The sequence below is a fragment of the Thermoanaerobacter sp. A7A genome (assembly GCF_000445185.1).
Classification (GTDB): domain Bacteria; phylum Bacillota; class Thermoanaerobacteria; order Thermoanaerobacterales; family Thermoanaerobacteraceae; genus Thermoanaerobacter.
The window spans coordinates 118613-130463 of the sequence record NZ_AVAF01000122.1 but is presented as its reverse complement, the minus strand read 5'-3'; the positions used below and the strand labels follow the sequence as shown (position 1 = coordinate 130463).

Here is an 11851-nt window from a genome sequence, read left to right as displayed (position 1 = left end):
GAAAATCTTTGGAGATTTAATTTGAGAATTGACAATGTATACTAATCGTGGAGTTTCATCTCTCCCGTCCTGTAAAGGTACATGGTCCTCGTCTGCCTCTATGTATAAAACCCTTATCTCTTTCTTCTCTTTTATTTCTCTCTTTACTTCTACTTCTCCTACTTCCCTTATTGCGTTTAATACCGTCTGTTTACTTAACTCCTCTGGACATGCTTTTTTACTACTTCTCTCATATGATTCTTCTATTGCGTTTTCTACTAACTTTATTTTTACTCCCTTTTCTATCCTATCGTGCCGCCCTATCTCTAATGCATCATCCACCAAATATGTATATCTCCCATCCTCCCTAGATTTGTAATATGTCCTCTCATATTCAATATTCCCAAGGACTGTCGTTAATCTCTTTTTATCTTTCCTCTCTACTACCCATTTTTCTTTCCTTCTCTTATCTTCTTTTATTATCTTATCTAACTCTTCAATAATTGCTTCTATTGCCTCTCTACCTAGTTTTTCCGTGAGTTCTTTTATCCTTGCTGCAAGCTCTGTAATATTCATTCCTTCGTTTAATAAATCACTAAAAATTTCTATCATTTCTCTAGTGAAATTTAGAGCATTTTGTAGTATAATATCTTCAAAGATATGTTTTTTCACAAGAGACACCCCTTTCTGTGTTGTTTTGTTTCCTAGTTCTATTTTATCACAGGGGTTGTCTCTTGTTTTTTTCTCTTAAAAATTCCTACGATAATTTTACACTATGTTTTGTTATATCTCTCGAATAGGTATAAAGATATTTACCACTTTGAAAAAGCAGAGAAAGAAAATGAAGAAGGAACTATAAAAAGAATTGAGGCTGCCTCCCTTCTTTTTGATATAATTAAAAATGGAAACATTCCTTTCAAAAGAACCATAAACAAATTACCAGGATGGGAGGTCAGCCTTCTATGAATATTATAACATATCATGAGCTTAGAAAAATATCCCCTGAAAAAGCTAGGTCTGTGTCAAGATTTTGTAGGAGAAAAATTTTTATAACTGACCTCACCGTTAAAAATCTAGGAGTTTAAAATTAGTAGTTTATATATATTGCTAATTATGTTAAATTATTACTTCAGCAAATCATAAATATCCGCTTCCTTTTTCACTTTTTTAATGTAAAATATATACTAGAATTGTTTACTTCTCAAATACCTACTGCTAATCCATTTGCTCGTGTTAATTCCTTTAAAACGTATTTTATCCATGGCTTGCTCGCAAATGGACCTTTCAGTATCGGTAATGAAACTCTTAACCATTCTTCTACGTCTTCTTCCGTGTATTTTCTTTTTTCCTCCTGCTTTGAAATCTGCATTATCTTTTTTATTTCTTCTTGTTTTAAATGCCACTTTGTTGTATAGTCTTCTAACCTGCCATTCGCTTTTTCTGATAGTATCCTACTCATTTTGTCTCCACCTTCTTCTGTCCACCTGGCTCCAAGCCGTTTCATACGTCTTGCTATGTTATGCTGAACTTGGCCTTCTATGGCTCCTAATCTTTCCGTTCCTTCAGAACCTTTTATCCCCTCCCAATTCTCCGCAAGGTATTTTAATAGCTTAACAAGTTTCTTCCGGCGTTCTCCTTTCGCCTTCTTTATTGCTTCTTCTAATGTCCTTTGCGTTTTTTCTAAGTCCCCTTGATAAATTGCTTCTCTTACCTTGTCATATGTCTCTTCGTCATACCACAGGGCCTCTAGCAAGTTCTTCTGCAAGTGATACGGATCCAGTCTATATTCTGCTCCTGAAAAGTATTCTAATCCTCCTTTTGGCCATTCCGCTCCGTCCCCTCCTATATACACTTTCTCTATTTTGTCTAATTTCCATTTACTTCCTACTTTCACGTATACTTCTTCCCACATGCTCTCTCCTTCTGCTACGCCGCTTACTACTAGTTTGTTCTTTAGTCTATATCTTCCCTGTGATTCTTCTTCTTTCCCTTCATAGATTACAAAGTGCTTTTTTTCTCCTCTCTTCTTATCCGACCTCTGCAGTCTTATTACTACCCCGTCTCCTTCTATATAAAGCTTTGATGCTTTTTCTTTCCCTTCTGGTATTTGTCCATATTCAAATACAGCTTCTTTCTTTTTTTCGCTCTCCTTCTTTATCTCATCACCTACTTCCTGGACTACATTCCATATCGTCATTGAGCTAATATGCGGAAAAAGGTAGCTTAATACTTTTGCTGCCCTCCTAAAGGTCATTTCTGTGGCTAGTTTTGTCGCTATCTCCCTTATCCCCGGTGTTATTCTGGCTCCTCTCGGAATCCCCAATATTTCGTCTAAAAGAAATTTCGTCTCACCTGTCTCTTTGTTCCTGTATAACCTCCTCCTGTACGTAAATTCCCCAAAAATGCTTATCACCTGCTTCGCTCTAAATCCTATTACCTCCCACACTCTTTTATCTCGGTTCTCCATTAGCTTTCTGTCAATCTCTTCTGCTGCCCACTCAAGAAGTTGTCTTGATACTTTTTGTGTAAGTTCATGTATCCCTTTCTCTAGTTCATAAAAATCTTTGCTCTCACTTATTATTTTCATTAAACCTTGAACAAAAAGCAGGATTATCCCCATTATGTGTCGAATATCTAATAACATTCAGACCTCACCTTCCTTTGATTTGATTTTTGATTTTTTTCCCGGTGAGGTCTTTTTTCTACATCTGTACCTTTTTTTCCTGCTTCATCACCTACTGAAATTTTATACTATCAAAAGCTAGAGAAGTCGTTAGAAAAGTTTATGAGCAAAATAATTGTAATATCTCTAAAACTGCAAAAATACTTTGTATCTCAACACACACTGTCCATAGAGCTATCAATGGCCCTCTTCATGATAAATCTCGAAAACCTAAAAATTCTCCTAGAAAAGCTCTTACTCATCTAGAAAATCTTATTATTCTTGAAGCAAAAAAACTGGTCTCAAGATACAGATGTCTGGCTTTTTATTTGTATAGAAAATATGCTCTCAGAATAAGTGAAAATACAATAAAATCTATTCTTAAAAGAAATAACGTCACCAAAAACAAAAGAAAAACGAAAAAGGGTGAAAGAGGTTTATATGATTATGAAACTTTAATCCCTTTTAGTAAATTTCAACTTGATACAAAGCATCTTCTAGATAAACAAAGTCTTCCTCCTGAAATAGTTCAACATATGGAGAAATATAATTTGCCTCGTTTTGAGTGGAATATTATAGATGTCGGAACAATAACTAGATTCACGGCTTATTCTTATGAACTTTCTTCTACTTTGGGTTTTATGTTCATAACTCTAGTTGCTTTGTGGTTAAGAACTCTCAATGTGAGAAATGCAATAAATATCAGATTGGACAACGGGCAAGAATTTTGTGGAGGTAGCCACAAAACTCTTGCATAATGGAATAATATATTCTCTTCCCTCGGTGTTGTACTTTCTCCAATACCTCCAGCAACTAAACATCTCATGGGAATAATAGAAAACTCTCACAGAGCAGATGACGAATATTTCTTGATGATTCATGCTGAAAGATGTAAAGCAAAAAACGAATTCCTCGCTAAAGCTCAAAAATGGCAAGATACGTGGAATTTCTTTAGACCTCACAATGGAAAAGGAATGAAAGGAAGGACTCCTTATGAAAAATTCAAGGAGTCCAAAGTACTGGTTTCTTCTCATGTATTTTCCTTTCCTACTTTGCTTCTTGAAGATATTCTTAAAAAAGTGGGCCCTTTTTATTCCCTTCTTCAACATAAATTTAGGTGGTAAATATGTCTTCACCAAGTCCCGAAGTATTGGACCTTATGATAGGGGACAGTGAATCAGAAGAAACTACCGCGAATTCTTTTTATGGTACAAGCAAAGAGGACTACATGGATAAATAGCAGTTCTAGAACTCCCTGAGCCTTATCGAAGAAGAAAGCTTCGCACTACTAATATGTTAGAGCGGTTAAATCAAGAAGTTCGCCGTCGTAAAAGGATTATAAGGATATTTCCGAGTAAGGAATCTGGCATTCGTCTAATAGGAGCATTGTTAATGGAACAAGATGAAAAATGGGGTTCAGGGAGGAAGTACTTAGATATGACTGAATATTTCGAGTGGCAGAAAGAAATTTCAAAACAGGTGAAAGACAAGGTTATTTCAGTAAAATAACCTTTGTCACCACCGTTACTTTTTAATAACTGCCGAAGCCTCCTGGTGCCAAGAACGGGCGAAAGCCCGAGAGTAGCGTATCCTTGACATCAGGATGGCAGGAGCAGTACAATGAATTGACGGTGGTGATAAAGAAGAATTATATTCTAACCAAAGGGACTTTATACAAAAATTTAGCCTTGACCTTAATTTATCAAGTCTTCTTCATTTAATATACTGTCTTGTAAAAATTTTCTTACTTCTGAACTAAGTATTAATTTCATAAATAGTACTTTCCTTTTTATATATTTATTGCTGAAAGAGTGCTCTTAAAAGAGACAAATAGGGTACGTACTCTTTCAGATCATACATACCCTCTCCTATTTATTTGCTTATAGGCTAATCTTTATAATTTTTTATATACATCTCCACGATTACCTATAATTAAAATACGAATTAGCAATTCATTCTCTTCGATCGTAAAAATAATCCTGTAGTCTCCTACTCTTAATCTATAAATGTCATCATATCCTTTGAGGAGTCGTATATCACCTTCAGGTAATTTGCTAATTGCCTGCGCAAGTCTTTTTTGCTGCTGGGGTGGCTGGTCTTTGAAGAATTTTGCAGCTTTTTTACTAAATTGTATTTTATAATTCTTTTTCATTAATTCCAGCCTCCCTCAGCACCTCCTCAAAGGGTATAAATTCTTTTTCACTGGCAATAATTTGTTTAGCTTCTTCTATAAGTTGAATATCAAATTCATCTAATTCTTCATCTATTATTTCTTTTAGATTTTTGAGTATAGTTAAAACTTTTGCCATTTTTTCTTCGGGAATTGCATCTATTATCTTATAAGCCTGTTCTTTTAAGGTCATCGTACTCACCACCATTTTATATTCCTTCTTTCTTTATTTTACTATAAAAAATTAAAAATTAACATACCATTGTGTATTTTGTTTTTTACTTTTTTATTATGAAGGAAAAGCTCTTAACCTTAACTAGAGTATTTTCTGTAGAAAAAGCGCAGCAACTTCTAATATAAGTAAAACAATTGCTGCGCTTATGTTCTTTATATTTTTATACGTTCTTTTATTATCACCTACTGCTTGTCATTTTTAAACTGTCTAATTCTGTAGGGTTTGTCTTTTTGCCTTTCTTTGTAAGAGTTCTGTGAACTACCACCACCTACCTAGGTGGTGGCTTCCTGCTTCTTTGACCAGACTTGCTACGAAAGAAGAAAAATTTTCTCCGCAGTAGAAGCCCGATCTCCACAAGCGTGAATTCGGGTAGTTCCTACCTTATTGTTCTTTTACGCAAGCAGCACCATAGTTTCGCAAGTTTGCTACTGCATTTCCGTCTCTGTCATGAACAGCGTCACAAACAAGACATTCCCATATCCGCTCTGATAATTTAAGTTCGCTATAATAGTATCCACAATTACTGCATATTTTGATGATGGGAATGTTCTATTTGCAATAATGAGTGTCCTACCATACCACTTTGCCTTGTATGATAGATATTCTAAAAATTTTGCCCATGAGCTGTCTGAAATATGCTTTGCGAGATTTGTCTTGACAAGTCATAGTTCCCCAAGATCACCTATTGAGAAAAATAGAAAAAGTCATCAAATTTGATTTCATATATGACTTAGTAAAAGACAAATACTCCGAAAATTATGATAGACCAAGTATAGACCCAGTAGTACTGATAAAAATATTATTCATTCAATACCTATTCGGTATACCATCATTGAGGAGGACAATAGCAGAAATACAAACAAATGTGGCCTACAAATGGTTTTTAGGATATGGATTAAACGAAGAAATACCCCACTTTTCTACCTTTAGCAAGAACTATGAAAGAAGATCCAAAAATACAGACATATTCGAAAAAATATTTACGAGGATACTAGAAGAAACAATAAAACACAAATTCATAAATGTAGAAGAAGTATTCATAGACGCAACCCATGTAAAAGCAAGTGCCAACAAGAAAAAATACTACAAAGAAATAAATAGAAAAAGAGAGCAAAACTATCAAGCAAAATTAGAAGAAGAAATAGCAAAAGACAGAGAACTACATGGGAAAAAGACATTAAAGCAAAAAGAAAAAATCGAGACAAAAGAAGTAAAAGTGAACAAAACAGATCCTGACAGTGGGATATTAAACAAAAGTGGGAAAGAAAAATGCTTTGCATATTCCTTTCACACAGCCTGCGATAAAAATGGATTCATTTTAGCAGCGAAAGTAACAAGCGCAAACTTGCATGATAGCGTAATGTTCGAAGAAGTATTAGATGAAGTCATAAAGAATGTAGGAAAACCCAAGGCAGTAGCAGTAGACGCAGGCTATAAAACACAGTACATATTAAAGACAATGTTTGACAGAGGGATAATACCAGTAGTACCATACACAAGGCCAAATGACAAAAGATGGGTTTATGAAAAAACACCAATACGTATATGACGAATATTATGACTGTTATATATGTCCTTAAAACGAAATATTAACATATGTTACGACTAACAAAGAAGGATATAGAGAATACAAATCAAATCCAGAAAAATGCAAGAGCTGTCTATTAAGGGACAAATGTACAGCGAGTAAAGATTACACAAAAAGGATATTTAGGCATGTATGGGAAAGATATGTAGAAGAAGCGGAGCATTTAAGGCATACACCATACAATAGAGAAGTATATGCAAGAAGGAAAGAGACAATAGAGAGAGTATTTGCAGATATGAAAGAGAAGCATAGTTTGCGATGGACAACGTTAAGAGGGATAAAAAAATTGTCCATGCAGGCGATACTTGTTTTCGCATGCATGAATTTAAAGAAATTAGCAACATGGCTATGGAAAAAGTGCAAGGGTTTTTCAACTTTGCATGATTTTTATCCAATATTTATCAGATTATATACAATTATATCCAAATACAAAGCAAACCCCACTTTTTACATGTATAAAAAGTGAGGTTTGTCGTCAATCTGAGAGAGCCACTATAGGCTCTATTTTTTTTCGTTTTTATATTTCACCATCTCAGCAGCAAGTTTGACAGCTTCCACCATGCTTCGCTCATCGGCAATTCCCCTGCCCGCTATGTCAAAAGCGGTGCCGTGGTCAACCGACGTGCGGATGATGGGCAGGCCCACTGTTACGTTTACTCCCCTTTCAAACCCCGCCATTTTCACAGCTATATGCCCCTGATCGTGGTACATAGCCACGACCACGTCGTACTCGCCTCTTGATGCTTTCAAAAAAACCGTGTCAGGTGGCAGCGGTCCGTAAACGCTGAGACCCTGCTCCCGGGCTTTTTCCACGGCGGGCGCTATCTCGTATATCTCTTCGTCGCCGAAAAGACCTCCCTCCCCTGCATGAGGATTAAGTCCAGCGACGGCTATCCGAGGATCGCGCACCCCTAGAGAAGCAGCAGCTGTAGCTGCCAGGGTTACGATCTTGTAAACTCTTTCCTTTTTTACCATATCGCATGCCCCTCGAAGGGCCACGTGGGTGGAGACGTGCATTACCCGCAAGTTTCCCGCAACCAGCATCATGGCGTAATCCTTAGTCCCCGTCAGTTTCGCTAGTATTTCGGTGTGACCTGCAAATTCCAGGCCGGCTCTGTGAAGGGCCTCTTTATTCAAAGGGGCTGTAGCAATGGCAGAAGCTTCTCCCCTGAGGGCCATTCTTATGCCGGCCTCCAGGTACTCGTATGCCGCCCGCCCGCAGAGTGGCGAAACTTTTCCTATTTCAAAATCGGCCAGTGAAAGATTATTTACGGATATATAATTTACAAATCCATCCTGGTACTCCGCCGGCGAATCTATGCTCCTTAAAGGCACGGATATCTTCAGCAGGTTCGCGTAATACCGAAGTACTAGACCAGAACCTAGGATCAAAGGTCTTGCAAAGCTGGAAACTTCCGCCGACACCGCGGCTTTCAAGCTTATCTCCGGACCGACCCCCGCCGGGTCCCCCATGGTTATTGCCACGAGAGGTCTCATCTTCCATCCCCCCTCAAAAACTTAACCGCGTTTAAGATCGATTCATCATTTCCAAAAGCTCCGGCTTTCGTCACCACTCTAAGGCCGTCTACAGACCCTTTTATCAGAACAAGTTCAGGTATGCCCGGTTCCAGTTCAGAATTTATCCTACATCCCGCGGTGGAAAGGCTCTTCACAACGTGTATGGCCGTATCTCCACCGGTCAGCACTAAACCTCCCGGCCTTTTTGCCTCTACGATCGAGCAGGCAACTTCCCCCAAGAACTGCGCCAGAACTTCGCTGGTATCCTGTGGTGAAAGCCCTTTCCCCCTCGCTGCTATTAGTGCTTCGGATACTGCATCTTCCTCTGCCGCCGATGCTATTATTACGTCCTTTGCTGCGTTCATAAAATCCAGAACAATTTTTCGGATCCGATCTATTTCCTCTTCGGGATGCGACAAAGCCCTTTTTACGTCGAGTTTTACTAGGACGATACGGCTGTCTTCCAGCGCCTTGAACACCTGCCGTCTGGTTACCTGGCTGACGCTTCCCGCTATAACCAGCACAGGATTCTTCTTTTCTTTTTTCTCAAGAGAGGCAATTAAGGCCTCGGCCAGGCCGGCGGAACCAACCCACAGCGTTTTCTTACCCAGGTCCAGTACGCTAGTAGCTATTTTTATCAAATCGTCATCGGTTTTCGCATCAAAGGAAAATACATCGTATTCTCTCATCTCTTTTTCTATGTCTTTCCGCAGATCCCGGCTTATTTCCTCCAGGACCTTATGCTTAACCGGAACCTTCAAGCCTTCTTCCAGGATTTTTTTAACATCCGCTGTGGTAACGGGGTTTTTCGGGTCCCTAGCAAGTTCGGTCTTATCCACCGGCACGCCCTTAAGATAGTGGACACCCTTTTCTGTCGTTCGTCCGTTTTTGGGAAAGGCCGGTGCGAATATCGTCAGTTCAGGCTTAAGTCCCTCACGCAGCGCCTTGATTTCGACTCCGATGTTACCCCGGAGAGTAGAGTCGATTTTTTTATAGACCACCGCCTCCTTATACTCACCTACAATGTTTGATATTTCTTTCAGTTTTTCATAGGCAACTAAAGCCGGTATGCTCCGGGTCTCAGTATCTATCACCAGGGCGTCGGCAACATCCTCGTATTTTTTTACCCCTGCCGTACCGATCAGGGTAATCACATAATACCCGTGCTTTACCAGTTGTACCCCGGTATCATTGCTTCCGGTAAAATCATCAGCTATTACTATAACTCTATACAACTATACAACTTCCTCCCTCCTCAAAGAATTATTGTTTTTCCGCTCCAGCTTATCCAGATAGGCTACCAGCAGAGGAGCGAGTACAGCTGTAACTATTACCGAGGCTGCAATCTGAGCTGTAGCAATCTCAACCAGAGGCGCCAGGGTTGGATCGGCGGCGGCAACAGCGGCGGGAGTCGCTACGGCATTACCAGCGGTAGTACCAATAGCCGCCCCAACAGCCTTTTTCTCCCGAAAAATGTACTTTATCGTAAGATAACCTCCCATACCGGTAAGTACCACTGTTAGAAGTCCTAGCAAGAATCCTGGTAGGCCGGCCTTAAAAATAGTCCTAAAGTCCAAGGCTGCACCCAGGGGAAAAGCAAAAAACGGTATGAGGAGTTTTTGTCCGGGTTCAAGGAATTTTTTCCAGTCCTCGTCCAGATTGCCCAGCACCATACCGACCAGGATTGGGATTATGACAGCCACAAGGTATATAAATGGGATATTGGCCAGGCCGGTGGCCCCCATGGCCACCATAGTTAAGAAGGGGCCGTCATTTATGGACAGTACAGCTATTGCTCCCACGTCGTCCGGGTCACCGTACTGTGAAGCAAGTGCTGTATACAGACCACCATTGGAATTTGTGAGGGCTCCTATTATGGCGAGGGATGAAAGTCCGAAAAAGCCAAAAGGGCCCATAAATTTTCCGACGAACCATCCCAAAACAACCCCTATAAAAAGCTTTACAGCAGTGAGGGCAACGCCCTTGCTCAGAGAAACTCCAGCCTGTCTGATCGTAATCTGCGAACCGTTGCACAGCAGGAAAAGGGCAATCAGGGGCATAGCACCTTGTTTAAAAAGAGCAGTGGTAAAGCCGCCTATCTCCAGGATCTGAGGAAAAAAAGTGTTTATTGTTGCCCCAAGTAAAAGTGGAACCACCATCAAGCCTCCGGGCACCCGGTTGATAGCTCTTAATATTTTCACAGGAATTCACCTCTCCTTTCAGAAAGTGGATATGAGTTTGTATATTCCAAATTCTCTATGCTTTAACACCTCGGCTTTTGTAAGCTTGCCGTTGACGACTTCTATCATCTCTTTGAATAACCGTTCTCCAGCCTCTCTTATAGTTTCGTCGCCTTGGACTATGGTACCGGCGTTGAAATCTATGTTATCCTCCATCTTTTTATACGTATCGGGGTTAGCAGTTATCTTTATAACTGGAGCAATCGGCGAACCGGTGGGCGTACCCCTGCCGGTCGTAAAGATCACCACTTGCGCTCCGCCTGCGGTCATACCGGTTATTGACTCTATGTCCTGCCCGGGGGTATCCATGATATAAAGACCGCCCTTCTCAGCCGGTGGTTCTGCATAATCCAGGATTCCCTGTATCGGTTTCGTACCGCCTTTATATATAGCGCCCATGGATTTTTCCTCTATGGTGCTTATGCCTCCCTCGATATTGCCCGGAGTAGGCTGTCCTCCCCGCATATCGACTCCCATCGTCTTGGCTTTTTCTTCGCACCTTCTTACGATCTCCAGGAGCTTATCAGCCACTTCCCTAGAAACGGCACGCTTTGCCAGTAGATGCTCGGCGCCTATTATCTCCGTGGTCTCCGAAAACATGGATGTGCCGCCCAGTTCGATTAATTTATCTGAAACATAGCCCGCCACCGGATTCGAGGCAAGTCCTGAAGTGGTATCGGAACCGCCACATTCCACCGCAAGTATTAAATTGGATATATCCACTTCTTCCCTCTTCAGCAGTGCGGCTTCCTGCGCCATTTGTCTTGCTATTCTAGTCCCGATCTCTTCGGCTTTCAGCGTCCCGCCGCAGTCCTGAATTATTATATACTCCACCCTCTTGCCGGTCGCCGCTATTTCCTCGGCCACCTTTTCGGTAGGAACACCTTCACAGCCCAACCCTACCACCAGGGCAGCCGCCACGTTCGGATTCTTGCCGAGGCCGACCAGAGTCTTCGCGGTAAGTTCCAGGTCTGCTCCGATCTGACAGCAACCGTGCTGGTTGGCAAGCGCTACCGCTCCCTCCACATGCGAAGCTATACGCATAGCCACCTCGCTGGCACAGACAGAAGAAGGTATTATAAGTATGTGATTTCGGATGCCTACTCTGCCGTCCGGTCTAACATAGCCCATTATTTTCATTTTTTCTCACCCTCCCAATCGCCCCTGCCTCGCAGGCTTTCTATGTTATGGACATGGACATGCTCTCCTGTCTTAATGAACCGGGTAGCCCTGCCGATGACCTCTCCGTATTTTATCACGTCCATTTCCGCTTCGATGTCCTTCAGCGCAAACTTGTGGCCAAAGGGAATATCGTCTATCAATTTTACCTGCATCTCATTACCGTCCACATCCACACGCACCTCCTGCCCTTTGCTCAGATTTTGTACTGCAGTGGCTACGTTGTCTTCAGTATGTACTACCACTGCCAACTTTTTCATAAAAATCACCTCCGTAAAAT

At 40.8% G+C, this 11851-nt stretch carries 10 protein-coding genes and 3 pseudogenes; 4 read left to right on the top strand and 9 right to left on the bottom strand.

Annotation, left to right across the window (positions count from 1 at the left end):
- Positions 1–651, bottom strand: a 651-nt coding sequence (locus tag M663_RS0109660) for a UPF0236 family protein (RefSeq protein WP_029688757.1), incomplete at its 3' end; no start/stop codon positions are given.
- Positions 652–941: 290 nt separating this feature from the next.
- Here M663_RS0109660 and M663_RS15510 point away from each other — a divergent pair.
- The gene (locus M663_RS15510; protein ID WP_003868173.1) at positions 942–1064 is read left to right on the top strand and encodes a hypothetical protein; all 123 of its coding nucleotides are present in this window, start codon (positions 942–944) and stop codon (positions 1062–1064) included.
- A 116-nt stretch (positions 1065–1180) separates the two neighbouring features.
- Here M663_RS15510 and M663_RS0109645 read toward each other — a convergent pair whose 3' ends face one another.
- The gene (locus tag M663_RS0109645) at positions 1181–2623 is read right to left on the bottom strand and encodes an ISLre2 family transposase (protein ID WP_029688756.1); all 1443 of its coding nucleotides are present in this window, start codon (positions 2621–2623) and stop codon (positions 1181–1183) included.
- Positions 2624–2727: 104 nt separating this feature from the next.
- Here M663_RS0109645 and M663_RS14745 point away from each other — a divergent pair.
- Positions 2728–3817 (top strand): annotated as a pseudogene (locus M663_RS14745) (IS481 family transposase).
- A 63-nt stretch (positions 3818–3880) separates the two neighbouring features.
- A pseudogene (locus M663_RS15505) lies at positions 3881–4150 on the top strand (transposase); the annotation flags it as partial.
- A 385-nt stretch (positions 4151–4535) separates the two neighbouring features.
- On the opposite strand, the gene M663_RS0109630 reads toward M663_RS15505, so the two are convergent.
- The gene (locus M663_RS0109630) at positions 4536–4793 is read right to left on the bottom strand and encodes a type II toxin-antitoxin system RelE/ParE family toxin (RefSeq protein ID WP_003868179.1); all 258 of its coding nucleotides are present in this window, start codon (positions 4791–4793) and stop codon (positions 4536–4538) included.
- Positions 4777–5019 carry a hypothetical protein gene (locus tag M663_RS0109625; protein ID WP_003868180.1) on the bottom strand — a complete coding sequence of 81 codons (243 nt, stop codon included), beginning with the start codon at positions 5017–5019 and terminating at the stop codon, positions 4777–4779. The genes M663_RS0109630 and M663_RS0109625 overlap by 17 nt, the downstream gene beginning before the upstream one ends.
- 691 nt (positions 5020–5710) lie before the next feature.
- Between M663_RS0109625 and M663_RS14740 the strand changes: the two are divergent.
- Positions 5711–7100 (top strand): annotated as a pseudogene (locus M663_RS14740) (IS1182 family transposase).
- Positions 7101–7135: 35 nt separating this feature from the next.
- On the opposite strand, the gene pdxA reads toward M663_RS14740, so the two are convergent.
- Genes pdxA through M663_RS0109595 form a run of 5 tightly spaced genes read right to left on the bottom strand, consistent with a single transcriptional unit; the run spans position 7136 to position 11831 of the window.
- The gene (gene pdxA, locus M663_RS0109615) at positions 7136–8131 is read right to left on the bottom strand and encodes a 4-hydroxythreonine-4-phosphate dehydrogenase PdxA (protein ID WP_012269549.1); all 996 of its coding nucleotides are present in this window, start codon (positions 8129–8131) and stop codon (positions 7136–7138) included.
- Entirely contained in the window at positions 8128–9387 is a 1260-nt protein-coding gene (locus M663_RS0109610; RefSeq protein ID WP_012269550.1) for a four-carbon acid sugar kinase family protein, read from the bottom strand. The genes pdxA and M663_RS0109610 overlap by 4 nt, the downstream gene beginning before the upstream one ends.
- Positions 9388–10353: a 2-keto-3-deoxygluconate permease gene (locus M663_RS0109605; protein ID WP_012269551.1), complete on the bottom strand. Its 966-nt coding sequence runs from the start codon at positions 10351–10353 to the stop codon at positions 9388–9390.
- Positions 10354–10371: 18 nt separating this feature from the next.
- The gene (locus tag M663_RS0109600) at positions 10372–11532 is read right to left on the bottom strand and encodes a UxaA family hydrolase (RefSeq protein ID WP_003868185.1); all 1161 of its coding nucleotides are present in this window, start codon (positions 11530–11532) and stop codon (positions 10372–10374) included.
- On the bottom strand, positions 11529–11831 hold the full coding sequence (locus M663_RS0109595; RefSeq protein WP_003868186.1) for a UxaA family hydrolase: 303 nt from the start codon (positions 11829–11831) through the stop codon (positions 11529–11531). The genes M663_RS0109600 and M663_RS0109595 overlap by 4 nt, the downstream gene beginning before the upstream one ends.
- Positions 11832–11851 lie beyond the last annotated feature (20 nt).

Coding starts and splice junctions, on each gene's coding strand:
- M663_RS0109595 (WP_003868186.1), bottom strand. CDS start 11,831: ATGAAAAAGTTGGCAGTGGTAGTACATACTGAAGACAACGTAGCCACT.
- M663_RS15510 (WP_003868173.1), top strand. CDS start 942: ATGAATATTATAACATATCATGAGCTTAGAAAAATATCCCCTGAAAAA.
- pdxA (WP_012269549.1), bottom strand. CDS start 8,131: ATGAGACCTCTCGTGGCAATAACCATGGGGGACCCGGCGGGGGTCGGT.
- M663_RS0109645 (WP_029688756.1), bottom strand. CDS start 2,623: ATGTTATTAGATATTCGACACATAATGGGGATAATCCTGCTTTTTGTT.
- M663_RS0109625 (WP_003868180.1), bottom strand. CDS start 5,019: ATGGTGGTGAGTACGATGACCTTAAAAGAACAGGCTTATAAGATAATA.
- M663_RS0109630 (WP_003868179.1), bottom strand. CDS start 4,793: ATGAAAAAGAATTATAAAATACAATTTAGTAAAAAAGCTGCAAAATTC.
- M663_RS0109600 (WP_003868185.1), bottom strand. CDS start 11,532: ATGAAAATAATGGGCTATGTTAGACCGGACGGCAGAGTAGGCATCCGA.